The sequence below is a fragment of the Oceanispirochaeta sp. M1 genome, assembly GCF_003346715.1.
Lineage (GTDB): Bacteria > Spirochaetota > Spirochaetia > DSM-2461 > DSM-2461 > Oceanispirochaeta.
This window is the reverse complement of sequence record NZ_QQPQ01000011.1, coordinates 127,278-151,941: the sequence shown is the minus strand read 5'-3', so window position 1 is coordinate 151,941 and position 24,664 is coordinate 127,278. Positions and strand designations below refer to the sequence as shown.

Genomic DNA, 24,664 nt, shown 5'->3' with positions numbered 1-24,664 from the left:
GAATTTTAACTGCTGCTCTACGACACCAGGTGGTCAGTTAAGATATTTGGGTTCTTTCAGCACCATTTCCTCACTGTCGGTAAAAATACTCTCCGATATGATTCTGCTGGTTATAGATTCAAGATAGGAGTTCAGTGTTTTATCCAGCTCCGTAAATTCGGGCCAGAGGGTTTCGTCCACAAAAGATTTTGAAATTTTAACCATAACCGTCGTATGCCGTTGTCTGCGATAGCGATAGGGTTTCAGTCCATATCTGCGGAGCAGGGCAATAAACAGTTTTTTGGACCAGTGATTTGTCATTGAAAACTTATATTCCACAGCTGGATCATCCACTTGCAGATCTGACAGCTTTTTCTGAATCCTCTCCAGGGCATGGACTGATGCATTCTTCTCACCCTCTGTTTTAGCGCCGGCAAAGAGGGCCTCAATGCGTCCCAGCTTCTGTATCAGTTCATCTTCATTCATCATAGGGAAAAGATACAACAGTTGTTCTCAGGTGAACACTACCCTGATGGCTTTCTGCTGCGTGACTTGAGGGGGCAGCGCAATACCCGGCCTGAGGCCCGGCGGCGCGGCAGCAGAGCCGGATAAGGCCTCAGGCGGACTCATTTACAGGTATTTCCCTGTAAATGTGCGGGGATGGAGCGAGGGGGAGACTTCCCCCTCCGGAAGAGGAGTTATCGGGGCTGGAACCGGAATTGATAAAATGCCTTATTCCAAGGGAGAAGAACTTCAGTTAGAATATATCCATGACTGAGACAGCCCTACAGAGAATATATGAACTGGCCCGTACTGAGAAAAAGAGGCATCCCCCTGGGGACTCCTTATCTGATCCCGGCTTCTTTGTGCTTGATGCAGACAGGGAGGGACGCTGCTTTATTCGCCTGACAGATTCCAGGGGAGAGGATTTTCGGGGAGAGTGCTCCAGTGATGATCCGCTGCTGGAATCTCTGTACAGAAGGATTGGAAGCATCCGGAGCAGACAGGCGGGGCTTATTTCCTGGAAGCAAGATCCACGGGGTTTGTATCTGGATGAATACCCCTCTCTTCCCGGGGAGATCCGGGATGCCGGGGAGATCCTCTACTGGAAAAACACGGCCTCACCCCTTATCTATGAACAGGGTGCGGGGCATGTCCGACTTGTTCTTGAGAAGATTGAGAGCTCCTATGAGATCAATCTTGAATTCCAGGCGGGGACTTTTTTAAGCCGTGATCCGCGGCCCCTGAGCCCCCTGCATCTGCGTGTCGGGGACAGACTCTTTGACTGCTCATCCCTGGGAAGCCGTTATCATGAACTTACAACTTTGGCCGGGCGTATCGCCAGGGAGGAGGCGGAATCTTTCCTCTCCCTGTTCTGCTCACTCTTTCCCCGTCTGGAAATAAATCTGGATGATTACAGTCATCTTGACCGAAAAATGGCATCCGCCGAGGCCTGTCTCAGCTTTGAATCCCTTTTGAATGACGGCACACTGAAGATGTCGATGCGTTACTGCTTCAACCATATGCCTATGGAGTTTATCAGCGGCTATCGCCCCTCATCGGTCATCCGGGTGGATCATGAGCACAGAACCCTGCAGGAGCTGGAACTTTCTTATCCGGGGAATCATGATTCCATGAAATTCATAACAAGAGATTTGAAAAAGATGACCCGGGAGATGGGATTATCCGGGGACTTTGTGCATGAGGAGGATGATCTTTACCTCTCTGCCGCCCTGGCCCTCCCCTTTCTAAGCAGCCGGCTGGGAGAATTGACAGGGTCTTACCGTCTGTTCGGCAGCGAATCCCTCCGAAAACTGAAACTGAAGCCGGTACAGCCGCGCCTGCAGTTCTCACTGGGAGAGGGGATCGATTATTTTGAAGGTACGGGAACCATGATCCTTGAAGATGAGAGCTTTCCCATTGAGAAGGCCTTGAGCCTCTTTGAAACCCACAACTACATACCCCTATCAGACGGAAGTAAGGCCATTGTGGACCGCTCCTACTTCAGTACTCTGAAACGGCTTTTGGGGAAGTACAACAAGAAGAATACTGCCTATAGGGTCTCCATATTTGATCTGCCCCTGATGGAACAGCTTATAGACAGCCGGATAGAGGGAGAGGGGATGATCCGGAGCCGCAAGCTCTTTGAGGGCTTCAATTCCATTGAAGAGAGTCCCCTGTCTCCTTTCAAACTTAAGGGAAAGCTGAGGGATTATCAGGTCTATGGGGTCAAATGGATGCACTACCTGCAGAATTTCGGACTGGGAGGCTGTCTTGCCGACGATATGGGGCTGGGAAAGACCATTCAGGCCCTGGCCCTCCTCTCTTTGTACTACAAGGGGGACGGAAAAAAGAAGCCCAGCCTGGTGGTGATGCCCCGATCCCTGCTTCATAACTGGGAGAAAGAGAAGGAGCGCTTTGCCCCCCATCTGAGGAGTTGCTGTTACTACGGGAGCCAGAGGGATGTGGATCAGATAAGCAAACATCAGATTGTATTCACCACCTATGCCCTGGTGCGCAACGACATAGAGGTTCTGCAGAATATATCCTTTTCCTACCTGATCCTGGATGAGTCTCAGGCCATAAAGAACATGAACTCACGCATCGCCCGGGGGGTGATGCTCCTTGACGGAGAGCACAGGCTTGCCCTGAGCGGTACTCCTGTGGAAAACAACCTGGGAGAGCTCTATTCCCTCTTCCGTTTTCTGAATCCCTCCATGTTCGGCAGCGCGGCCCAGTTCAAGCGGGACTATATCACTCCCATACAGAAAAACAGCGATCCCACGGCTCTGAGGCTTCTGAGAGGGAAGATATCTCCCTTTTTACTGAGACGCCTCAAGCAGCAGGTGGCCAAGGAGCTTCCCGAGAGGAGCGAACAGATCCTCTATGTGGATATGGAAAGCGAACAGGCTGCCCTCTATGAAGAGAGACGGCGCTTTTATGAGGGAGTGATCCATGAGAAGGTCAAGGTGGAGGGTGTGGAGAAATCCCAGTTTCTGATTCTCCAGGGTCTTCTGGAACTCAGGCAGCTGGCTTCGGTGCCCGAAGCAAAGACAGAGGGTCAGGTTGTATCGGCCAAATGGAACGCCCTTCTGCAGCATATGGAGGAGGTGATCAGCGAGGGGCACCGGGCCCTTGTGTTTACAAACTTCCTGAGCAGTGTGGAGATTATGCAGGAGAGACTCACAGAGGCGGGTATAGCCCATCTGACCATGACCGGAAGTACCCGGAACCGTGCCGAGCTGGTGGAAGAGTTCCAGTCTTCTACGGAAAACAAGGTCTTTATTATGACCCTGAAGACAGGAGGGGTGGGACTGAACCTGACGGGAGCCGATTATGTATACATACTGGACCCCTGGTGGAACCGGAGCGCCGAGCAGCAGGCCATAGACCGGACTCACAGAATAGGTCAGACACGGAATGTTTTCTGCTACAGAATGATCAGCGTGGGAACCATCGAGGAAAAGATAATGGAACTTCAGGAGAGGAAGAAGGAGCTTTTTTCCTCGGTCCTTGGCTCGGATAGCGGCTCTGACAGCGGCTCGGTCAAAAAGCTGAGTCCCGAAGACATAAACTACCTGCTCCAGAGGGGGATGTGATGGAATTAGAAGCCCTTTTTATTCAGACAGAAGCCTCCCGGGAGCTGATACAGCTGACCCTCGACTGTCATACGGTTGCCGAGCTTAAGAGCATGCTAAAATCTCTGAGCTTTTACTCCCTGGACAAGGATGTGACCCGCAAAGACCAGCTGGCCCCTCTGGCGGCCCGGCTCTATTCGGTACCCCGGCTTTTTAATGCATTTATGAAAGATCTGGGGGAGCCGGCAGAAGAGATGATCCGTCTATGTGTCTGGGACGGAATGCAGAGCGCCTCGGATCTGGTCACACGGTTCGACCTCCCCTTTTCCCGGGGCATTTACGGCATGGGAGAGCTGGATCTGCCTGCACCCTTTCTCCTGAAACAGCGCAGCAGCTCCCCTGTCTTTATTGATCAGCGCCTGATTCCCTGTTTCCGGGACCTCATGCCCCCTCCCCCCCTGGATGCCAGGGAATTTGACAGGGCTCCCGGAGATTACAAGTTCACTGCGGATCAGGGAGAGGAGTTTTACCTGAATCTGAATCCCATGATCATGCAGTTGGAGGATCTGGGATTCTTCAAGAGGGAGGCGGACTCAAAAATACTGAAGGGGACCCTCAAGACTCTGGATAAGACACAAGAGATAAGCCCTCTTGAAATAGATGATGTAGAAAGTGAGAGAGAAACTAATAAGGAAGATTCATTTACAAGACTGAAGATGATTCTCTCCTTTATCCGTTTTACTGTGGGTGATACCGGGGATGCGCAGATGATGAATCTGACAAAAGAGCCTTTGAGTTTTTTGAAAGAGGGAGTCAAATCCTTTTTTCAGAGCTCCAGCGCCCATATGGATCTCTCCCTGCTGCTGCCGGAAGTTCGTGTGAGCTCCAAGGGACGATACCTGGAAAACTGCCGCTTTTACCGCTCCAGACATATGCCGTCATTTTACAGGATCTTCAGTCAATGGCCCTTCAGGGACTGGGTGGATATGAAAAGCTGTGTGACCCTCTTTTACAGGATGACCGACGCCCGCCCCCTTATGCCCGACATGGATATGTATGTTTATGAGATGATGGGCAGCAGCTATCGTTACAGGGAAAAATCCTATATCACCACGGAACTGGATTATAAAAATCATATATTCCGGCCCTATTTCCGGAATCTTTTTATTCTATGGGCCGCCCTGGGACTGTTTGAATTGAGCCGGGACAGCCTGGCGTTAGATGGAGAAGGTGAATTATTTCTTAAGATGAGTGATCTTGGCCGCTGGGTATTCGGCTTGAATAAACACTATGAAGAGAAAAAAGGGATATCCCCCTCCATACAGATGGTCCGCCTTGATGAGGCTGTTCTTGTGGCCTATGTCCCTCTGTCCAATACATCGGCTCTCAGTTTTTTTTCCGGCATTGCCGACGGTCTGGGAGAGGGAGTCTTCAAGATAAACGAGGAAAAGCTCTCAAAATCCTGCCCAGTGAAGGCAAATCTGGAAGAGAAATTTGAGTCTGTTCTACGCTACAGCGGACAGCCCCTGCCTTCCCTCTGGGAATCTTTGCGAAACAGGATGCAGAAGCGTTTTATCCAGCTTCTCGTGGAGCCGGACTGGGTGGTGTACACCCTCGAAGAGCTGGGAAGCGAAGTGATTGAATACCTGGGCAGCCTGGAGTCTCCTCTGTTCTCCCGGATGGAGGGCTTGAGGATTGCTGTGAGGGAGGACAATATTCGGAGCTTTCACAACCTCCTGAGAAAGGGCGGATTTACCCCTCTGACGTCTTTTGCATGAGAGCTCAGCCATGAGGGCTTTCCCCAGACATGAGGGCTATCCACCAGAGGATGAAAAAAGAGAGCCGGTTTAGTCCGTCTCCAATTCCATTTTCAGGGTCAAAATCTGATAGGGATTTATTGATATCTTATTTTCCCGGAACTCTAATACCTCAAGATCTTTTTCCAGAACATTACTCCTCAGGGCTCTTTTTACCCCCCGGGGCAGAGTGATCTGGACATCATTTCTCTTTGTCCTTTTGTATTCATACATCCTGATCACAAGGGAATCATTATCTTCGGCCATCTTGACGGTCTCAATGACAACTCCGTCGTAGGAGGAGGAGACGAGGGAAGATTCGGCTGTCCCTGTCCGCTTGGGTTCTTCAGTGCTTACCCGGCGGATTATGCAGGGATCGTTGAGCCCATAGGCTTCCCCGGCCGTTATCCCTCTCCAGTCATTCTTATGGGGGAGAAGAGAATAGGTAAATTCGTGATGTCCCTTGTCGGCGGTCTTGTCCGGAAAAGTAGGGCTTCTGAGAAGTGTGAGGGCTATTTTATGATCTTTAACACTGTAGCCATACTTGCAGTCGTTCAGGAGGCTCACACCATAGTCCCCTTCACTGAGATCTGCCCACTTATGAGCACATGTTTCAAACCTTGCCCTGTCCCAGGAGGTATTTCTGTGAGTGGGCCTTTCCACATTGCCCCACTGGATATCATATGTGGCCGAAGGGCTCAGCATTGTTGTAGGGAATACTGCTTTAAGGAGCACATGAGTCTCCTGCCAGTCACACTCGGTCTTGAAATCGATTCTTCTGCTGTCTTTTGACAGAGAGATGTGCTGTAGAAATGTACTGTTTTGAATTTTCTGCTCAATAACTGCACTGACCCGCAGAGGGCCGTGTTCAGATATTCGGATTTTTGACTCCCGACCGAAGGATAAAGGCTTCTCCTCATAATAGATATCGATGTCCCAGGCATCCCAGTCCATGGGTCTGTCTTCAAAAAACTCCAGGAGATTCCCTCTCTGATTTTCAGGGATGCACTCCCGGGAGACCTCTTTATCAAAGAGGCTCAGTACTTCTCCCTGGCCGTTGATGATGAGCCGAAGGAAGCTGTTCTCCATTGTCACGGTATCATCCCCGGCATTAATTTTCACATCAGAAAGATTGACTCCAGAATCCGAGCTGTCAGTATCCGAGCTGTCCGCATCGGCTGTGCCGATTGCAGAGGGAGTTTCAGGACTGAAAGTCGTATATCCGTAGGGGGGAATGTCCCTAGCATGAAGCAGGAGCCCCTTTTCTGTCTTCTGCACCATGACTCTCTTTCCATCTGCCCCATAGAGAGGATCTTCATTTTCAGGGTCCGGGAGTTCTACAATCTGAGTCATGGTAAAGGATGTAGGGTTGTAGAGGACATAGGCCGTATTTGAGGGGAGTGAGCCATCCAGGACTCCAAGAGACTCTTCAATGATCTTATCTGTGATATCAGTGATTTTCCGGTAGTCTACAGTGCTTTGCCGGTATACCTCATGTATGGCCGAACCGGGGAGAATATCGTGAAACTGATTCAGACATAAGAGGGACCAGGCCTCTTTTAACTCTTTACGGGGGTAGAATCCGGGCTGCCTGAGGGCAGCCCAGGAGGCCAGAAATTCGGCATCGTGCAGCTTGAACTCACACTTTCTGTTTAATCTCTTGTTCTTTGCCTGGGTGGTATAGGTTCCTCTATGCAGTTCAAGATAGAGCTCTCCGTTCCACACTGGAAAGTCAGTAGATGAAGTTTTATCCTGCAGTCTTTTGAAATAGGACTCAACTGTTGTCTGATTGATTTCTGGCAGTCCGGGAATTCGCTTCATTGCCGCGGCATTCTCAAGCATCTCCCTTGTGGGACCGCCTCCGCCATCCCCCAGACCATAGGGCATGAGCAGTTCATCACATAAATCTTTATCCTGCAGGGATTCCCAGGTTGATAGAACCTCCTCGGGATTCATCTCTCCGCTGTAGGTGGCACCCCACCATCCCGGCTTTTTTGTTGAGATAAGGCTGGTCAGAATATCTGTGCCGTCCAGGCCCTTCCACCAGAAGGATTCATGGGGCATCCGGTTGAATTGGTTCCAGCTTAACTTTGCCGTGACAAAACCCGAGATCTCCGACTCCTTCATGATTTGGGGAAGCTGCCATGAATAACCAAAGACATCCGGCAGCCATAAGACCTCTGTGTCAGGAGTGGAAAAGTGCTCTGAAAAGTAGCGTCGTCCCAACAGAAACTGCCTGGCAAGGGCCTCGGCACCGCTTAAATTACAGTCAGCCTCTACCCACATGCCGCCCATAAGTTCCCAGCGGCCTTCCTCCACTCTTTTCTGTATTTCACGGAAGATCTCCGGATAGTGCTGCTCAATGAAAACATAGAGCTGGGGCTGGCTGCAGCTGAAGATAAACTCCGGATAATCCTCCATCAGGCGGAGAACATTGGAGAAGGTCCGGGCGGCCTTTTTTATGGCTTGAGGAACATCCCACAACCAGGCGATATCAAGGTGGGCATGACCGATGGCTGCGACCGACTGATTTTTCAGGTATGGGATTGCTTCCAGTCCGGCATTGATACATGACAGGGTTCTGCCGATGGAACCATTAATACTCGGCCCTATGGGTTCATTTAAATCAAGACAACTATAGGAGCTGTTTAAAAGTGTCACCAGCTTTGTATACACTGGATCAGAGGCAGGTAAATTTCTGACCGTCTGGATTATCGTTTTATAGAGGGTCAGGAGCTCCTGAATCTCCTGATTGATCTCTGCCGAATATGGCGGGGAGACCGGATAAAAGTCTTCCTTGATACCGGTCCAGCCCTGGAGAACTACGGTATGCTGAGTATTGGGGGCAAGCTCCCCGGGCAGATGTATCTCCCTATGGTTTGGATCCACTCCATGATAGGGAATCCCGTCGATGTATAGCAGGGCTTCCGGTCCATACAGAAATTGAAGAGCTTCAAGACTGGTACTCCTGCCCAGGGAGAGAACCAGTACTGCTGCGGACTCCCGGGGGGATGAAACAGTGATTGCAGTACAGAGTGAAAATGTCTGACCCGGGTCCCGGAATATCAATGGACTGTCGATCTTCTCCCAAAAGGAATCTTCATAGGAAGAACTGAGACTCTCATCATCTCCCCGGTGAATCTTCCAGGGGGGCAGATCGCGTCTATGATTAAAACGGAGGGAATCTAAAAGCTTTAATGCCGATTCAATCTTTGCCAGAATCATTTCACTCTTATTCATTATTTTACAATCTCATGAATTTTCTGCTCCAGGGCCGAGGCCAATACAGAATGACCTGTTTTATCCAGGTGAATCCCATCCTCGGGACTGGCTGTCACCAGGGGTTTCGTATCGAGGAAGAAACAGCCGGCCTGTGCGGCAACACTCTCATAATCAGCTGAAAAACTCTCCGACTTTTTTTGTGCCCCCTGGAACATATCTTCAAAATCAGAGAGATCCTCTACCCGTGGAGGTGCCAGGAGTAGAATTTCGGGAGGCTGTCCGTCCCTGCCGGTACCGCTCTTTTGAATGATTGAGACCAGTAGGGCTATACTCAGCATGATGTCAAAAGAGGGGCTGGAATAGCGGGTTTTCAAGTCATTTGTCCCGAGCATAAGAATGACCAGATCCAGGGGTTTATGTGATTCCAGACAGGAATATAACTGCGTCTTACCGTTCTTGTGCTCTTCAACAGGATCATCCCAGACAGTCGTACGACCATTCAGACCCTCTTCAATAACATAGAAATCAGGTCCCAGCAGACCCTGAAGTTTACCGGTCCAGCGAATGTCCCTATCAAAGCGACCGCCTGATCCGGGCATGTATCCCCAGGTATTTGAATCTCCGAAACACAATACATTCTTCATAGAGTTCCCCTTTCGTTCCATATTTATGTTAAATTTTTATGTTTAATTATTTATGCCTTTACCCGATGTCTCTGACAGAACCCCTGTCGACCAGTTTTTGACTGACCTTTAAACCATGGATATCTTCAGCAGGCTTATCCATTAAATTAAACATTTTTTCCGTTGAGATATTTCCCAGAACAGTCGTCTGAATAGACATGGTGGTGATTTGAGGAGTCATAGGATTCGAATAATCAAGGACATCCCCGGGAGCAATAATTGATATATCTTCAGGGATATTGAGCCCCTCATTACGAATCAGATAGAATATGATCTCTGCAAGTCTGTCATCATGAGCAAAAATGGCAGTAGGTTTGACAGGTTTATGAAGATGGATCATCAACTCGCTTCTCAACATCTCCACATCAAAGAGATCTGTAGTGATATGATTCACCGGCTCACGTTGAAAAGACTCCTGTATGGCCTTCTTGAATCCGATAAACCGGTCGGAAATAACAGTATTCTGTCCTTCACGGAAATAATCGATATACAGAATGTGCTCATGACCCCTGGAAATCAGAAACTTAGTCCCTTCGTAGGCCCCTTCAAAGTCATCGGAGCAGACAGTGCATACAGTATTATTCAGTTCATTGCTGTTTATTACCAGGACAGGAATATTTGCTTCCTCCAGGGATTGAAACAGTGTTGCATTGGCAACATGAATCGAATAGACAGCGCATACCCCGGCATCAATAATGCTCTGGTAGATTTTGCTGTTCTCTGAAGAATCCTGTACCGGAATGATAACCGTGGCATAGCCCCTGCCCGTATTATTCTGCTCAATGGCATTGATTATGGGGGTAATAATATTCCAGGCATAGGCCCATTCCTTATTGATATATGTCAGAATGGCCAATGTCTTTTTCTGCATCTGACCACTCCTCCCCTTACCGGGGCGGACATAACCAAGCTCGGCAGCGATTGATTTTACCTTGTCACTCATTACTTTGGATATATTACCCTTTCCGGATAATACAAAGGAGACCGTGGCTACCGACACCCCCGATGCTTCAGCTATATTTTTAAGAGTTGCTTTTGGCTTGTTTAACGGCAGATCAGATTTCATTCAGTACAATCCCTGTTTATTTTGATATGTAATTTTACTATACAACTCACAACAGTTCAACCATTATTTTACTTAATATTAACTGTTTTATTAACTAATATATTCGACTATTTTACTTATATATTAATTATCGAACCGGCCTTTTTTATATTTTAGAGGCGTATTTACAACTTTATAGCCATTAAATACAATAAATATCAAAATAATCAAAAATTGAATTGACTGCTGATAATTTTGTGATACACTAATTATAGTTAATTTACATAACTTTTAACTTAAATCGGAGGAATTTTTTAATGAAAAAAGGTCTATTAGTTTTATGTGTCATGTTGATGGTACTCCCAACCATGCTATTTGCATCGGGTGATCAGGAATCCGTTGATGACGAAATCGTATTGAATCTTATGCACGATAAATCTGGTGCTCCAGGTTGGGTCCCCTTCTTTGACCACATGTCAGAGGTAACCACAGAGGCAACAGGTTATGGTTTTACCAATACCGTATTCCCTGCAACCGATATCTACATGGCTCAGGTCAGATCATCTCTGCCCACTGACGAAGCTCCCAACATGTTCACCTGGTGGTCAACATACAGAATGAAAGAGCTGGCAGATGAAGACATGCTGATGGATCTCACTCCTTTATGGGATAAACATGCAGATGAATATGGCGAAGACCTGCGACAGGCATTTACATTTGGTGATGCTGTTTATGGCTTCCCCCTGAATAATGAATATTGGCCTGTCTGGTACAACAAAGAGGTCTTCAAAGACCTGTCTCTTGAAGTTCCTACAACATGGGACGAGTTCATTTATGTTTGCGATACCATGCTGGAAGCCGGAATTACACCATTTCTCAGCACAGTTGAAGGACGATGGCCTACATTCATCATGTTTGAAGAGATGATCATTGGAGAAGATCCCGACCTGTATGTAGATCTATGTGAAGGCCGGGCAAAATATTCAGATCCAAGAGTCGTCAAAGCCTTCGAGCTTTGGGGCGATATGATCAGAAAGGGATACTTTACTGAACCCGGTTCCGATATCTGGGCCGTAGGTGCGGGACAGTTCAATCAGAAAGAAGTTGGTATGGCTCTCATGGGAACATGGTATTATGGTGCTACATTAACACCCAACGGTGTTCCTGAAGAGAACATCGGAGCATTCATCCTTCCTTCTCATAATCCTGATGCCGGAAACAACATCATCCTGGAAATGGGACCTCTTGTAGTTGCTAAGAATGCAAAGAACATGGAAGAGACAATGGAAGTCGTTGACTACTGGATGAGTCCTGAAGGAAATTCCGCCTTTGTTGAACAGCTCTTGTCTTTCCCGGGGAACCCCAAGGGTCCCGCAGAGTTCCTTCCACAGGTAAAAGTTGATCTTCTTAATACTATCAACACTGAGAATGTACGTCTGTTGAATAGATACTGGGAAGCAACACCAACTCCCATCTGTGAAGTTGCTGTCGATGAGTTTGCCAGGTTTATGATTAACCCTGACTCACTGGAGACCGTCATAGCTAATCTGGATACCGTAGCAGATAACTATTGGGCATCTGTAAAATAATATTGCTTTAATAAGTCCCGGTAATCATTGTGATTGCCGGGACTTCTTTTTGCCCGATGATAATTATTCCAATATGAGGTCCATGATGAACGAGAGGAAATCGAAAATATTAATCAGCTATCTATTTGTACTTCCGGCATTGCTTTTTGTGGTTGTCTTCCTGCTCATACCGATGATCCAGAATGTATACTACAGTTTCTTTGCCTGGAATGGTCTGTCAAAACCTATATTTATCGGTTTGAAGAACTTTCAGAAATGTTTTGTTGACCCGAATTTTGTAAGATCCTTTATGAATACAATCATATGGGTCGTATTCACCCTCCTCGTCCCGGTGTCTTTTGCACTCCTGGTTGCGGTCTTTCTCAAAGAGATCAAGGGCGGATCATTCTTCAAGGGAGTTTTTTTTATTCCATTGACCATATCCTTTGTCTCAACAGGTGTCATCTGGATAAATATGTTCAGTACCAAAGGCGTATTGAACACAATAATCACAGCGGTCACCCGCAATCCCGATACCGTCTCCTGGCTGACTCAGGTTCCTTTGAATACCATTGCCATGCTTATTGCATGGACCTGGCAGCAGATGGGAGTCTATATGGTGCTGTTCCTTATGGGCCTCACCACCATACCCCAGGATCCGATCGAAGCGGCTGTCATTGACGGGGCCAATAAGTTCCAGATATTCAAAGCTGTAACTTTTCCGATGCTTCAGCCCATCACTACAGTCGTGATCACACAGGCAATAGTTAATTCATTCAAAACATTTGATTTGATCTATGTAATCACCCATGGAGGTCCTTACCGCTCATCCGAGACCATGGCCGTCACAATGTACAGAGAGACTTTCAGTATGTTTAATATGGGATATGGTGCCGCTATTTCTTTAGTCCTTTCGGCAATAATCATAATAATATCCGGCGGCTATGTAAAATCCCAGCTGAAGCAAGATCTTCTACATTATTAGAAAAGAGGAACCTCATGAAAAAGAAACTAAGCAGCTCAATGCTCATCATATATACGGCACTCGTACTACTGGCAATAATTTGGATTCTGCCCATAGCAGCAAGTCTGCTTGCCGCATTTAAAACCCCGGCAGACTTTGGCAGCCATAAATTTTACCAATTCCCAACAAGCTTCGGACTCATTGGAAATCTTAGAGATATTTTTGAAGTCTATCGCCTGCATGACCACTTTTTAAGTTCTATGTACTACTCAATGGTCGCAACATTCCTTGCAATAATCTTCTCTTCCATGGCTGCATACAGCCTTATACGATTAAAACCAAGATTCAGTTTTCTTTTATTCATCATAATCTACAGTGGTACGATATTCCCTTTTCAAATGTATCTGATACCCCTTTATAAGACCTTCAACAACCTGGGACTGTACAATACACGCCTTGGTATGATCCTCGTTTACACGGCATTGGTTATCCCTTTCAGCCTCTTCGTGTATAGGGGATTCTTTACGACAATGCCCAGGTCCATAGAAGAAGCGGCAATCATTGATGGCTGCAGTTCCACAGGCATTTACCTTAAAATTTGTATGCCCCAGGCATTTGCTCCGACTGCCGTCATTGCTCTGTTTCAGATGACCTGGATATGGAATGACCTCCTCTTTGGAATGATACTCTCAAAATCTGTGGCGATCCGTCCTATCATGGTTGCCATGGCTACCATGGCGGGTATCGGCGGAGGCTCGATCCCCCGTCAGATGACAGGAGTCCTTTTTACCTCTATTCCCACGGTGATCCTTTTCATATCACTGCAAAAATACTTTATTGCCGGAAACTCAACAGTGTCATCCCTGAAGTAAGGAAAATTATATGAAAATCAAAGAAATATTGGTATTGCACCACAGCCATATGGATATCGGATATACCCATAGCCAACCAGTACTCTGGAACCTTCAGCGCGAATTCATTGATCAGGTGTTGGATATGCTGGAAGAGACATCACAGTGGCCGAAGCTATCACAGCCCAAATGGACAATTGAAGTCACAGCACAGATCCTTCACTGGCTAAAAACTGCTGATGAGAAAAGCATTGAAACTTTGAAGGCATATGTTGCCCAGGAACGTATCGGATTATCAGGACTGCAGTTCAACACGACTCCCCTGTGTAATCTGGAACAGCTGATCAGCCAATTACGACCAATAAGAGGAATTGAACAAGCACTTGATTACTCTATCAAGACCGTTATTCAGCATGATGTGAATGGTATAGCCTGGCCAATCGTTGATCTGCTGCATGATAACGGGATCAAGGCTCTGATCATGGGGATCAATCCTCATCTGGGACGAGCTGCCGCTTCCAGGCCCTCTTTCTTCCATTGGGAAGGCCCTTCAAAGAAGAAAATATTAGTTGTCAACGGTGAACATTACACCATGTTCGATCAACAGCTTAAAACTGCCGAAAACAGCATAGAAACAATGAAAACGGGACTTGATCGTTACCTGACTCACCTGGAAGGGATAAATTACCAGCAGGACTTTCTCTATCTGACCTCGTCAAACGTCCCGGTATGCTGGGATAACAGCCCCCCGAACATGCAGGTTGCCCGGTTGATACGAGAGTGGAATGATAATGATTGCGGCCCGGTGATTCGCTATGTCACACCCAATGAGTTATTAAAACGAGTACAGCAGATACCCGAGTCTGAGCTATGTACGATGAAAGGAGACTGGACTGATTTCTGGAATTTTGGATCCGCAAGTTCGGCATACGAAACAGCCTTGAATCAAAAAACAAAATCAATGCTGTTCTCTGCAGAGTTAATAGGAGCAAATAAAATAGATCCGAAACCGGCAATCCGGGAAAACCTGGATCAGTCATGGAAGAGTCTGAATATCTATGATGAACATACCTGGGGCTGTGATGAGTCCATGGATGTGGACTCCTATAATACCCGTTCACAATGGTCTTTTAAGGCAATTAAAGCCTATGAAGCCCGTGAGCACGCATTCTACCCATTGATTGCCTCCCTGGAAGATATTAGTGAAAATCCAGGACAGGCAGAAGGCCTGGAGGGCGTCCTTTTATGTAACCTCACAAGCAAAGAACAGAATGTTCCTGTCATGCTCTCAAAAAAGTGGCAGACTGAAGGGAAGCAACTGAGAACTGCAAGATTCAGGAATGATATGCAGCTGATAAATACTAAAGAAGAAGAGCTCATTGAATTTGCATCGGTAAGCATACCAGCTTTCGGATGGCGCAGAATACCACTGGATCAACTGGAAGAGCCGGTACAGGATTCAAGGATCAGCCATGGGAAGTATGTTAAAAAATCGACCCAGGCCATAATCAGTTTTGACACGATCCGCAGGATTGATGACTATATCGAGTATATAGAATCACCCTTCCATCGCATTGAATTCGATCCGAAATCAGGCCGTATACTGTCTTTATTTGATAAACGGCTGGCCAGGGAAATTCTTGATATTCAAAATGACTGGACTTTCTTCCAAATGGTAAGAGAGTATCCCGATCCATTGATCGACGGCAGAAGAGAATCCTATTACGATAGAGATATTGTAAAACTCCTGGATGATGAGTCCTGCTGGAGTAGCTCCTGGGCTTGCAGACGTGAGGGTGCCGAGTCCTTTGTCTCCTATGAGATAGAGCAGAAAAGTACAAAGATCACACTCGTCCTGCGCTTTAAAATGGATGGAATGACTAATATGGAACAGCGTATTGTTCTGCATCCCCACATCCCGGATATTGACCTGTCTGTCTCATTTAACAAAGAAGAGTGTACCGATCCGGAATCATACTATCTTGTGTTTCCTCTTGCGCTAAAGAGTGGATGGAAGGGCATTTTTAATACCGCAGACACCCAGGTCTCCCTGGATGATGAACAGCTGCCCGGAGCATGCAGAGATTGGGTGACCGCACAATCCTTTGTTGCGATGCAGGATGATGATATCGCTGTGTCTCTCTGTACACCGGATGCACCTATGGCCATGTTCGGGGACTTCAATTTCTCAAAGGAAAGCACTGTTATCCCGCGTGATAAAAACCCTCTTCTTTTATCCTGGCCATTGAATAACTACTGGAATACCAATTTCAGAGCATCCCAGGCCGGTTTTATTCAATTGAATTACAGCCTGATCATTGAGAATTCAGAAGAGGAATATAATTATGCAAAGAGAGCCGAACGGTCCTCTGTTCCTCTCCTCTCACATCCCCTGATTAATTGCAGCAAAGCTGAGAGCGGTGTGTTCTTCACGGTCACAGACAGTGAGAACATTCAAGTCTCCTCCGTCACTGCAATGCCGGAGAATGGGGGGTACCGTTTTCGTCTCATCAATACCTCCAGTGAGACCAGTGAGCCCACTCTGACAATACCCGATTTTACAGTCGGTTCTGCCTACAGCGCCAATATCTTTGATGAGAGGATTACTGACATCCCATTCACCAATAATGAGGTGCATACAACTATTGCCCCTAAAGAAATTCAAACAATCTGCATCAAACGGAAAAAAGGATAGGAATATGACAAGTAGACAACGTATACAGGCCGCCATTAATCATAAAGAGCCTGATAAACTCCCCATAGACTGCGGTTCTATGAGATCTACCGGGATCATGGCTATGCCATACAATACATTAAAGAAACATCTTCAAATCACAGAAGGATCAACCAAGGTCTATGATGCCGCCCAGCAGCTGGCAATACCCGAACAGTGGTATCTGGATAGATTCAAGGTAGATTCAGTCGATCTGGCCAGAGCCTATGCCGGTGAGGATAAAGATTGGAGCCCCTGGAATCTTCCTGACGGATCCCAGGCACTCCTTCCCAAGTGGCTTCATTTTGAACAGCAGGGAAACGATTGGGTCTGTATAGACTCTGAAAATGACATAATAGGGCGTATGCCTGAAGGGATTGCCTATTTTACGCAGACCATATGGCCCTACATGGGTATTGAGAAGAGCAGCTTCCCGGATCTTGGGCATGCAATAGGCAAGACCATGTGGGGATACATCTCAGATCCTCTCTGGAAAAATGAGGGTAATCCTGATTTCTACCAGCAGCTGCAGGAAAAAGCAAAAGAATTGAAGGATACGACGGACTATGCCTCAATGATAGGTTTTGGGGGCAGTCTATTTGAAATGGGACAATTCCTTTATAGGACCGATGAGTTACTAATGAATCTTTTGTTGACTCCCCATGAGATGGGTCTGCTCTTTGACAACCTGGTGGAATTACACCTGGAGAAGCTGGAAAAGGTTCTCGGTGCAATCAACGGGCATGTAGATGTCATTCAATTCGGTGACGACTTCGGAACTCAGTCTTCCCTGATGATCAACCCTGAGACATACAGAGAAATCATCTATCCGAGACAGAAGAAACTTTTTTCCTATGTACATGAGCATAGCGACTTGAAAGTATTTTTACATAGCTGCGGATCTATCAAGCCTATAATCCCCGACCTGATAGACGCAGGTGTTGATATCATAAATCCTGTACAGATCGGGGCCGATGGGATGGACCCTGTCGATTTGAAGCGGGAATTCGGTAAAGACATTGTTTTCTGGGGCGGAGCAATTGACACTCAGCATAGACTGCCTAAAGCAACCCCTCAGGAGGTCAGGGATGATGTCAAAAAGAACAGCGAAATTCTTATGAAAGATGGAGGTTTTGTATTCAATCAGGTTCATAATATTGTTGATGGAGTACCCCCTGAAAATATAGTGGCCATGTATGAGGCCGCCAACGAAATCACATACTAAAAAAAATCCCTGAGCACCATTCTCTAATTAACTTGAGAGAAGGCTGGAAGGCTGGGCTGTGGTAAACTGGCTTTGATCTATGGTTTACCCAGTCAGAGCCCTGGTCTGGCTGCCAGGCCCGGGATTCAGTTCTACCATGATGAGATATCCCAGTTTTTAGTTAAAAGGATTTAATAATAAGAGGAATAAATCCTGCAAGCATTGTTAAGAAAAGAGCTGTGAGAAATGTATACAGTCGTGTGAATTGTTTCTCTACAGAGACAAAGCGTGTATCAATATTATTCTGCAGCTCCTCAAAGCGTGTATCCATATTATTTTGCGTCTGTTCAAAGCGTGTATCCATGTTATCCTGCATCTGTTCAAAGCGGGAATCAATGTTATTCTGCGTCTGTTCAAAGCGGGAATTCATGTTATTTTGCGTCTGTTCAAAGCGGGAATCCATGTTATTCTGCAACTGTTCAAAATGCTCATCAGACTGTTTCATCATGAGTACAAGTTTCTCATTTTGGAATTTCAACTGCTGTTCTATTGTCACCATTCTTTCAAAAAGTTCTTTATCGAGACCTCTTTCCTGAGATGGAAAGGGATATATGTTCTGTTCCCTGATCCACTGAGCCATATTGCTTTTAACATAAGCTCCAATCTGTTCCAGCTGATTCTGATCCACTGCGGCGTCTCCCATTAGACTTCTCCTCAATTTTACTGCTATTTTGTCTCATAGAACAGAAGGAACAGGGACAATGCTTCAAAGTTATATGAAATTGAAGTAAAGAAAATTGAATTCAGTAATACCCTTCCCCTTTTAAGACGATTTTTGTATATATGTGTTTATGGCTGGTTGCTCGCCTATGCAGCCTAAGGCTGGTCGCAAGCAGAGCTTGCTGCTCGCCTATGCAACCTAAGGAGATTTTTATGAAAAAAAGAATATTACTTATTATAACGATATTTACCGGAACGATGGGCTTGAGTGCATCCCCTCTTGTTCCTTTTACACTGGGAGCAGCATTCCCCAACTATGAGCACTCTTACATGCTTGTGGGCACGGGTATCCATGTTCCTCTGGAGAATAATATTGAGCTGAGTCTGACAGGTGCATTCGGTATTCGTACTGAAACTGCTGATACGGGGGATGTGGATGCTGATTTCCTGATTCCCATCAATGCGGGTGTTAACTTCCTATTCCCAGTTAAGACCAAACTGACCTTCGTAACAGGTGCCGGTCTGAATACGCAGATGGAATTTACAGATGACTTTACACTTCATATCGGCCCCTATATCAGAGGCGGAATCCGTTACAGAGTGCATAAAAATATGCAGCTCACCATGGAGCTGCAGCAGGATCTTGTATTCGGACCTCCCAAATGGATCAATACAACTACCCAGGTCTGTGCCGGGATTGTCTGCAATTTCGACTAATCCCCTTCAGCTTTTAAATAATAATGACCAGTAATTTTGATATCATATGTGATATCACTTTTATGGCCGTTTAGATAAGGGGAATTTTGATATCATATGTGATATCACTTTTGCAGCTTCCCCCACGGCATGGGATTGCAGCGTTTCCTTCCCGAAGGGCCCGGCGGCGCGGGAGCAGAGCCGGAGAATGCCCGAGGATTAGAAGGAAGTAGCGGAAAGCCCGGTTCTCTCTGCACTGCCTCCAGGCAGAAGGAGAGAAGCCGCCTCTATACTCCCTGTGAAAACTTTGGTACAAATGGGTATGAGTCCTGATAAGAACACTTTTGCTTCCTCCTACCTTTCGTTTATCACGAGTACGGGGATTCCCCTGCCCCTGCCTGATAATACGGATCTTCTGTACCCCTATGAGGGGGATGAGGTGAGGCGTGTGATGGGTCTTTACTTTAATAAATACTATGGTGATAAGAGTAAGAGGATTTTCCTCATCGGGATAAATCCGGGACGCCTGGGCTGTGGTGTGACGGGGATTAATTTTACCGATGCCGATTCACTGCGGGATGATTGCGGGATTGACTGCGATTTTAAAGGCGGCCGCGAGCTTTCAAGCCGTTTTATTTATGAGATGATCAATTTCATGGGTGGTTCTGAGCTGTTTTTCAGCCGCTATTTTCTTACGGCTCTATCCCCGCTTGGTTTTACCTGTGAGGGAAAGAACCGGAACTATTATGATACGCCTGCTCTGATGGCCCATTTAAAACCCTGGCTTGTTGAGAGTTTTAAAAGGCAGATAGAGATGGGGGCCGAGAGGCGGATTGCTTTTTCCCTTGGCAAGGGTAAGAATTTCAAGATTCTGAAAGAGCTCAACGCGGAACACTGTTTTTTTGAGGAGATACTCCCTCTGCCCCACCCCCGCTGGGTGCTGCAGTATAAACTGAAAGAGAAAGAAACCTTCCTGAATATGTATGATCATGAACTGAATAAGGCTTACAGGAGATGCAAAGATGGATGCTAAACTGGTTTCAACAATTCTTGCGCAGAATAAACAAAGAGAGGAACTGACTCTGTCATCAGAGGCCTGTCCCAGCAGCCGCGGACTTCGTATGACTCCCGAGAATACGGATAACAGCCGGGGTGATATACGCTCTTCCTTTACCCGGGATACCGACAGGATTATCCACTCCCTCTCCTATACCCGTTATATAGACAAGACCCAGGTATTCTACCTGTTTCAAAACGATAATATCACCCACAGGGTGCTCCATGTGCAGCTGGTGTCAAAGATTGCCAGACAGATTGGTCGGGCGCTGCGTCTAAATGAGGATCTGATTGAGGCGATTGCTCTGGGTCACGATCTAGGGCATGTTCCCTATGGTCATGATGGTGAGAGATTCCTGAATAAAATCTGCGAGGATGAGAGAATCGGCGGCTTCAGCCATAACGCACAGAGTGTGCGGACTCTACGGGAGCTTGAGAATAACGGGCGGGGACTGAACCTGACGGTGCAGGTCCTGGATGGTATTCTCTGTCATAACGGGGAGATGCTGGAGGAAATATATCTGCCGGATCGGACGAAAACGGCAGAGAGGTTCCTGGAAGAGTATGAGATGTGCTTTTCTGACGGCGGCCGGGGAAAGGTTTTAAAGCCCATGACCCTGGAGGGCTGTGTGGTGAGAATTGCCGATGTGATTGCCTATATCGGGCGGGATATTGAGGATGCCATCACCATCGGTCTGATGAAGCGGGAGGAGATCCCTTCAGGCATCACAGAGCTTCTGGGCGATAGAAATGACAGGATTATCCGGAGCCTCTCCTACGATCTTATTGAGCAGAGCTTCGGCAGGAAGGGTTTGAGCTTTTCAGATCCCTACCGTGAGGCTCTACAGGAACTTTTAGAGTTCAATTACAAGAGGATTTACCTCCATCCCGGCAAGAAGACCGAGGACGGCAAGATAGAGAAGATGTTCCGTTACCTCTACCAGGCCTATCTGAAAGAGCTGGTGAGTCGGGATGAGTCGAGTTATGTGTATAAATGGGCGAGCCGTAAGATGAAACCGAGCTATCTTGAGTCCATGCCGCCGGAGAGGATTGCGGTGGACTATATTGCCATCATGACAGACCGCTACTTTAACGAGGACTTCAGACGCAGGGTGATTCCCCGGGACTTCGGTTTCAAGATCTAGCTGCAGCGGCTGATAATCACAGAATTGCCACCTTAGAGTCACAGGGTGCACAAACTGTTCTGCTATTATGATTATCGGAGATATCCGATATGGATACGGGAATCGAGGAAACTCAGGTTCCTGAACCGATCATTAGCAGAGCGATCCAGGAGCTGAGAGAAATTACAGAGTCCTATTATAGGGACAGAGCGGAAAGAGAGAGCGCTGATAGAGAGAAAAGGGACCGGAAAGACAGAGCTCTCCTTCCCGACGACTATGCAGTTCAGGTTGATGTGTTTGCCTAAGCCCCAGGGTCTGGGCAAATATCTCTCCAGAGCTTTAATGGACCCCTTAGTCCTTCCAAATTGGTATAATTTTTTTTAAATTAAAATTCCTTTACCACCAGAACTTCGTTGCCCTTGCTGTTATATTCCATCTTATCAAATAAGACTTTGGCCATGTTGATGCCCCGTCCATGAGGAAGGAAATCCTTTTCAACACTTTTTTCGACAGTTCTCATGGTCTCATCAAAGTCAAATCCCTCACCTTCATCCCTGATTATGTACTGTACTTTCTCATTGCTGAGACTGTACTCAATGCGGACTGTTCTATCTTTGTATCGAGGATTATTCTGCCGCTCCCGGACAAAATCGAGATATGTTTTATCATCCATGGCTTTGCTTTTTTCTTCAAAGGAGATATTAAGATTGCCATGTTCAATAGCATTGATGATAAGCTCCTGAAGCCCCATCTTGATCATAAGAACAGATCCTTCATCCAGATGTTTGCGAAGGACTCCCGTAAGCCGGGTTGTTACATCATCAATGGCTATGATGTAATTCTCGATGCTGAGCTGCAGACTCTCTTTATCTATGGAGCGGATCAGCCTGTCGGCTTTCATTTTCTCGGCCCGGCAGATGTATTCCACATCCCCGTCTTTACTCTCGTAATAATCAATATGGAATTCCAGTTCTTCGGGCTCACCGGTGCGGGGTGCTTCCAGGGTGGAGTGAAAGCTGACCGATTCCTTATCCCGGCTCAGGAGTCGGAGATTTTCTTCTACGATCTGCCGGGATATCTGATTGTTCTCGGCAGAGCGCCCTAAAAGATCAGGCAGAGGGAGGATGAGGTTCTTTTCATTGAGGTTAAAGTAGAGACGTGCTTTTTTATTATATGTCTGGAATTTAAAATCTCTGCTGAGAGAGAATACGGCATATTCGGTTCCTTCGGCCAGTTTTCTGTATTTCAGTTCTGAGCTTATAAGCCTGTTATATGTGGCCTGCAGCTTAAGGTGAGTCCCGGTCAGTTTCTCCTGGGTATGAAAGTAGTCCCTTAATACGGAGGTCATTATCAAAACGTTCATGACTGAGAGGCCCACCGAAAGGCGGGAAAATCGGAACTGATTAAGTATAAAATTATGGCCGAAGTGGAAAAAACTGATATCATCTATGGCACTGAGTGCAGCGAAGATAGTACCTGCAACTATAAGAAATGTATTCATGTCTCCTTTATTTATAATCAGGGAGATAATTGAGATGATAATCAGTGTGATAATATATATGCCCAGCAGAAAATCCCTCATGGTATAAAGGGGACCTTCGGCTCCTCTCCCGAAATCACCGGGGGAATTATAGCCATAATCTGCAAAGGTCTTCAAAGAGATAAAAAGGTCGGGTTTGATCAGAGAAATCAGGGTGATAACCACTGCGATCCCCAGCCCTATTCTGGCCATGCAAAGTGAGATTTTTGATAATCCGCCCTCTTCATTTGTGAGAGTGGAGGCGAAAAGCATCATGGAATAAAGAAAGTAGCAGGCCGAGATCTGTCCTAAATAATGAAAGATCCTACCCACATGCAGAATTGAAATCCAACCTGAAATAATAACCAGGGATTCAAAGAACACAAAGGAGAAAGCCCCAAGGCCGATAAGGAATCCGGCAAAATAGGTTTTATATTTAAAACTTCGATAGAGAAACAGATAGACAATGACAACTGCGGTGCTTAAGAAGGAGCAGAGAATGGGTATCATAAGTTGTATGGCATCTGCGATTGAATAATCCCAGTTCAGCATGTTGCTCTCCAGACCTTCATAGATAATACTATAATCCTTGAGCCACCACTTTACACTAAGGATTTCATATTGATACAGTTCTATTTGAAAATCTTTTATACTTTTTATACGAATTCATTTGCCAAAGCAGAGAAACCATAGTATAAATAATCAAAACATAGGTGTTCTAACACACTAAAACTGTCTATTGTTTCAGAGTCTTATCCCAGGCCCTGTGCAAATGTAATAATTGAGTTACCGAGGCTGCAGAACAGTAGCGGTAGTATAGGAGAGGAATATGTCAGTAGAAATAAAAGACTTCGCCATGGCTTCAGATGGTGTAGATCCTAAAAAAGTTCCAAAGAGAAAACTCTTTACCGGAGCTGAAATCCCCGCCATCGGTATGGGAACTTTCGGAAGTGACCGTTTTACAGCCGAAGAAATTGCCAACGCTGTTGTAGGTGCCATCGAAGTTGGTTTCCGCCACATCGACTGTGCTTCTGTTTATGGCAATGAAGATCTTATCGGTAAGGCTCTGAAAAAAGCCATGGACGGTGGAATTAAGAGAGAAGATCTGTGGATCACATCAAAAGTATGGAACGACAGACACGATGATGTAATTGGATCCTGCAAGCAGTCCTTAAAAGATCTGCAGCTGGATTACCTGGACCTGTTCCTGGTTCACTGGCCCTTCCCCAACTATCATGCACCCGGATGTGATGTTGACTCAAGAAGTCCCGATGCCAAACCCTATATCCATGAAAGCTATATGAAGACATGGAGACAGATGGAGCAGCTCGTAGAGATGGGTCTTGTTAAGCATATAGGTACTTCCAATATGTCCGTTCCCAAACTGAAAATGGTATTAAAAGATGCTGAAATTCAGCCCGCCTGTAACGAAATGGAACTTCACCCCCACTTCCAGCAGCAGGAAATGTTTGACTTTGTAAGAGAGAACAATATTGTTCCCATCGGATTCTGTCCCATCGGTTCTCCCACAAGACCCGACAGAGACAAAACCGCAACAGATACTGTTGATATTGAAGATCCCGCAATTAAGAAGATCGCAGCCCGTCTGGGCATGCATCCTGCGGTTGTCTGCCTGAAATGGGCTGTACAGAGAGGTCAGGTTCCTATCCCCTTCTCAGTACACAGAAATGAGTACCTCAGCAATATCAAGCTGACTGTAGAAGACCTTCTAACAGACGAAGAGATGGAAGAACTGTCCAAAATAGATAAGAATTGCCGCCTTATCAAGGGTCAGGTATTCCTGTGGAAAGACGGTCAGACCTGGGAAGCTCTCTGGGACCTGGACGGAAAAATAACCCCTCCGTAATTTTGAATATGAGTCTAAAAGACTGATAAAATTTTTTCATAGATCTACTTCAATTTAAGAATGTACCTTAATACCGTGT

The 24,664-nt window shown here is 46.4% G+C and carries 19 protein-coding genes; 13 read left to right on the top strand and 6 right to left on the bottom strand.

Features of this window, described 5'->3' with window-relative positions; genetic code table 11:
- Nucleotides 1-33 precede the first annotated feature (33 nt).
- Nucleotides 34-468 (bottom strand): hypothetical protein, encoded by a 435-nt coding sequence (locus DV872_RS09980; RefSeq protein ID WP_114629798.1) that lies wholly within the window; start codon nucleotides 466-468, stop codon nucleotides 34-36.
- Between the two features lie 281 nt (nucleotides 469-749).
- Here DV872_RS09980 and DV872_RS09975 point away from each other — a divergent pair, with 281 nt between their 5' ends.
- Together DV872_RS09975 and DV872_RS09970 are read left to right on the top strand one after the other, a co-directional pair.
- Nucleotides 750-3,578, top strand: coding sequence for a DEAD/DEAH box helicase (locus DV872_RS09975; RefSeq protein WP_114629783.1), 2,829 nt, complete (start codon nucleotides 750-752; stop codon nucleotides 3,576-3,578).
- A complete protein-coding gene (locus tag DV872_RS09970) occupies nucleotides 3,578-5,335 on the top strand; it encodes a hypothetical protein (protein WP_114629782.1) in 1,758 nt (585 codons plus the stop codon). The genes DV872_RS09975 and DV872_RS09970 overlap by 1 nt, the downstream gene beginning before the upstream one ends.
- Before the next feature lie 69 nt (nucleotides 5,336-5,404).
- Here the strand turns inward: DV872_RS09970 and DV872_RS09965 are convergent, their stop codons facing one another.
- From DV872_RS09965 to DV872_RS09955, 3 genes are read right to left on the bottom strand one after another with little or no spacing between them, the layout of a single operon-like run.
- Nucleotides 5,405-8,593: an alpha-mannosidase gene (locus DV872_RS09965; RefSeq protein WP_114629781.1), complete on the bottom strand. Its 3,189-nt coding sequence runs from the start codon at nucleotides 8,591-8,593 to the stop codon at nucleotides 5,405-5,407.
- Entirely contained in the window at nucleotides 8,593-9,219 is a 627-nt protein-coding gene (locus tag DV872_RS09960) for an SGNH/GDSL hydrolase family protein (RefSeq protein ID WP_114629780.1), read from the bottom strand. Before DV872_RS09960 ends, DV872_RS09965 begins: the two co-directional genes overlap by 1 nt.
- A 58-nt stretch (nucleotides 9,220-9,277) precedes the next feature.
- Nucleotides 9,278-10,324 (bottom strand): LacI family DNA-binding transcriptional regulator, encoded by a 1,047-nt coding sequence (locus tag DV872_RS09955; protein WP_114629779.1) that lies wholly within the window; start codon nucleotides 10,322-10,324, stop codon nucleotides 9,278-9,280.
- 296 nt (nucleotides 10,325-10,620) lie between these two features.
- On the opposite strand from DV872_RS09955, the gene DV872_RS09950 reads away from it, so the two are divergent.
- The 5 genes from DV872_RS09950 to DV872_RS09930 all read left to right on the top strand — a co-directional run bounded on the left by DV872_RS09950 (nucleotide 10,621) and on the right by DV872_RS09930 (nucleotide 17,624).
- Entirely contained in the window at nucleotides 10,621-11,892 is a 1,272-nt protein-coding gene (locus DV872_RS09950) for an ABC transporter substrate-binding protein (protein ID WP_114629778.1), read from the top strand.
- An 85-nt stretch (nucleotides 11,893-11,977) separates the two neighbouring features.
- Nucleotides 11,978-12,856 (top strand): carbohydrate ABC transporter permease, encoded by an 879-nt coding sequence (locus DV872_RS09945; RefSeq protein ID WP_114629777.1) that lies wholly within the window; start codon nucleotides 11,978-11,980, stop codon nucleotides 12,854-12,856.
- Between the two features lie 14 nt (nucleotides 12,857-12,870).
- Nucleotides 12,871-13,707 carry a carbohydrate ABC transporter permease gene (locus DV872_RS09940; RefSeq protein ID WP_114629776.1) on the top strand — a complete coding sequence of 279 codons (837 nt, stop codon included), beginning with the start codon at nucleotides 12,871-12,873 and terminating at the stop codon, nucleotides 13,705-13,707.
- Between the two features lie 10 nt (nucleotides 13,708-13,717).
- Entirely contained in the window at nucleotides 13,718-16,381 is a 2,664-nt protein-coding gene (locus DV872_RS09935) for a glycosyl hydrolase-related protein (protein ID WP_114629775.1), read from the top strand.
- Between the two features lie 4 nt (nucleotides 16,382-16,385).
- Nucleotides 16,386-17,624, top strand: a complete 1,239-nt coding sequence (locus DV872_RS09930) for a uroporphyrinogen decarboxylase family protein (protein WP_158546911.1) — start codon at nucleotides 16,386-16,388, stop codon at nucleotides 17,622-17,624.
- 160 nt (nucleotides 17,625-17,784) lie between these two features.
- On the opposite strand, the gene DV872_RS09925 is transcribed toward DV872_RS09930, so the two are convergent.
- On the bottom strand, nucleotides 17,785-18,306 hold the full coding sequence (locus DV872_RS09925; protein WP_114629773.1) for a hypothetical protein: 522 nt from the start codon (nucleotides 18,304-18,306) through the stop codon (nucleotides 17,785-17,787).
- 230 nt (nucleotides 18,307-18,536) lie between these two features.
- Here DV872_RS09925 and DV872_RS09920 point away from each other — a divergent pair, with 230 nt between their 5' ends.
- From DV872_RS09920 to DV872_RS09900, 5 genes are all read left to right on the top strand, one after another.
- On the top strand, nucleotides 18,537-19,040 hold the full coding sequence (locus DV872_RS09920; protein WP_114629772.1) for a hypothetical protein: 504 nt from the start codon (nucleotides 18,537-18,539) through the stop codon (nucleotides 19,038-19,040).
- A gap of 129 nt (nucleotides 19,041-19,169) precedes the next feature.
- Entirely contained in the window at nucleotides 19,170-19,352 is a 183-nt protein-coding gene (locus DV872_RS26545) for a hypothetical protein (protein WP_114629771.1), read from the top strand.
- Nucleotides 19,342-20,052 carry a uracil-DNA glycosylase family protein gene (locus DV872_RS09910; protein WP_158546910.1) on the top strand — a complete coding sequence of 237 codons (711 nt, stop codon included), beginning with the start codon at nucleotides 19,342-19,344 and terminating at the stop codon, nucleotides 20,050-20,052. Before DV872_RS26545 ends, DV872_RS09910 begins: the two co-directional genes overlap by 11 nt.
- Nucleotides 20,042-21,220: a deoxyguanosinetriphosphate triphosphohydrolase family protein gene (locus DV872_RS09905; protein WP_114629769.1), complete on the top strand. Its 1,179-nt coding sequence runs from the start codon at nucleotides 20,042-20,044 to the stop codon at nucleotides 21,218-21,220. Before DV872_RS09910 ends, DV872_RS09905 begins: the two co-directional genes overlap by 11 nt.
- Before the next feature lie 89 nt (nucleotides 21,221-21,309).
- On the top strand, nucleotides 21,310-21,504 hold the full coding sequence (locus DV872_RS09900) for a hypothetical protein (RefSeq protein ID WP_114629768.1): 195 nt from the start codon (nucleotides 21,310-21,312) through the stop codon (nucleotides 21,502-21,504).
- An 80-nt stretch (nucleotides 21,505-21,584) separates the two neighbouring features.
- Here DV872_RS09900 and DV872_RS09895 read toward each other — a convergent pair whose 3' ends face one another.
- Nucleotides 21,585-23,270: an ATP-binding protein gene (locus tag DV872_RS09895; RefSeq protein WP_114629767.1), complete on the bottom strand. Its 1,686-nt coding sequence runs from the start codon at nucleotides 23,268-23,270 to the stop codon at nucleotides 21,585-21,587.
- Nucleotides 23,271-23,547: 277 nt separating this feature from the next.
- On the opposite strand from DV872_RS09895, the gene DV872_RS09890 reads away from it, so the two are divergent.
- Nucleotides 23,548-24,585, top strand: a complete 1,038-nt coding sequence (locus DV872_RS09890; protein ID WP_230391516.1) for an aldo/keto reductase — start codon at nucleotides 23,548-23,550, stop codon at nucleotides 24,583-24,585.
- Nucleotides 24,586-24,664: the final 79 nt, after the last annotated feature.

What these genes read in the sequence shown, in the direction of transcription:
- DV872_RS09910 (WP_158546910.1), top strand. Translation starts at nt 19,342, where the DNA reads ATGAGTCCTGATAAGAACACTTTTGCTTCCTCCTACCTTTCGTTTATC.
- DV872_RS09975 (WP_114629783.1), top strand. Translation starts at nt 750, where the DNA reads ATGACTGAGACAGCCCTACAGAGAATATATGAACTGGCCCGTACTGAG.
- DV872_RS09925 (WP_114629773.1), bottom strand. Translation starts at nt 18,306, where the DNA reads ATGGGAGACGCCGCAGTGGATCAGAATCAGCTGGAACAGATTGGAGCT.
- DV872_RS09900 (WP_114629768.1), top strand. Translation starts at nt 21,310, where the DNA reads ATGGATACGGGAATCGAGGAAACTCAGGTTCCTGAACCGATCATTAGC.
- DV872_RS09980 (WP_114629798.1), bottom strand. Translation starts at nt 468, where the DNA reads ATGATGAATGAAGATGAACTGATACAGAAGCTGGGACGCATTGAGGCC.
- DV872_RS09955 (WP_114629779.1), bottom strand. Translation starts at nt 10,324, where the DNA reads ATGAAATCTGATCTGCCGTTAAACAAGCCAAAAGCAACTCTTAAAAAT.
- DV872_RS09935 (WP_114629775.1), top strand. Translation starts at nt 13,718, where the DNA reads ATGAAAATCAAAGAAATATTGGTATTGCACCACAGCCATATGGATATC.
- DV872_RS09930 (WP_158546911.1), top strand. Translation starts at nt 16,386, where the DNA reads ATGACAAGTAGACAACGTATACAGGCCGCCATTAATCATAAAGAGCCT.
- DV872_RS09920 (WP_114629772.1), top strand. Translation starts at nt 18,537, where the DNA reads ATGAAAAAAAGAATATTACTTATTATAACGATATTTACCGGAACGATG.
- DV872_RS09950 (WP_114629778.1), top strand. Translation starts at nt 10,621, where the DNA reads ATGAAAAAAGGTCTATTAGTTTTATGTGTCATGTTGATGGTACTCCCA.
- DV872_RS09940 (WP_114629776.1), top strand. Translation starts at nt 12,871, where the DNA reads ATGAAAAAGAAACTAAGCAGCTCAATGCTCATCATATATACGGCACTC.
- DV872_RS09895 (WP_114629767.1), bottom strand. Translation starts at nt 23,270, where the DNA reads ATGCTGAACTGGGATTATTCAATCGCAGATGCCATACAACTTATGATA.
- DV872_RS09965 (WP_114629781.1), bottom strand. Translation starts at nt 8,593, where the DNA reads ATGAATAAGAGTGAAATGATTCTGGCAAAGATTGAATCGGCATTAAAG.
- DV872_RS09945 (WP_114629777.1), top strand. Translation starts at nt 11,978, where the DNA reads ATGAACGAGAGGAAATCGAAAATATTAATCAGCTATCTATTTGTACTT.
- DV872_RS09960 (WP_114629780.1), bottom strand. Translation starts at nt 9,219, where the DNA reads ATGAAGAATGTATTGTGTTTCGGAGATTCAAATACCTGGGGATACATG.
- DV872_RS26545 (WP_114629771.1), top strand. Translation starts at nt 19,170, where the DNA reads ATGGGATTGCAGCGTTTCCTTCCCGAAGGGCCCGGCGGCGCGGGAGCA.
- DV872_RS09890 (WP_230391516.1), top strand. Translation starts at nt 23,548, where the DNA reads ATGTCAGTAGAAATAAAAGACTTCGCCATGGCTTCAGATGGTGTAGAT.
- DV872_RS09970 (WP_114629782.1), top strand. Translation starts at nt 3,578, where the DNA reads ATGGAATTAGAAGCCCTTTTTATTCAGACAGAAGCCTCCCGGGAGCTG.
- DV872_RS09905 (WP_114629769.1), top strand. Translation starts at nt 20,042, where the DNA reads ATGGATGCTAAACTGGTTTCAACAATTCTTGCGCAGAATAAACAAAGA.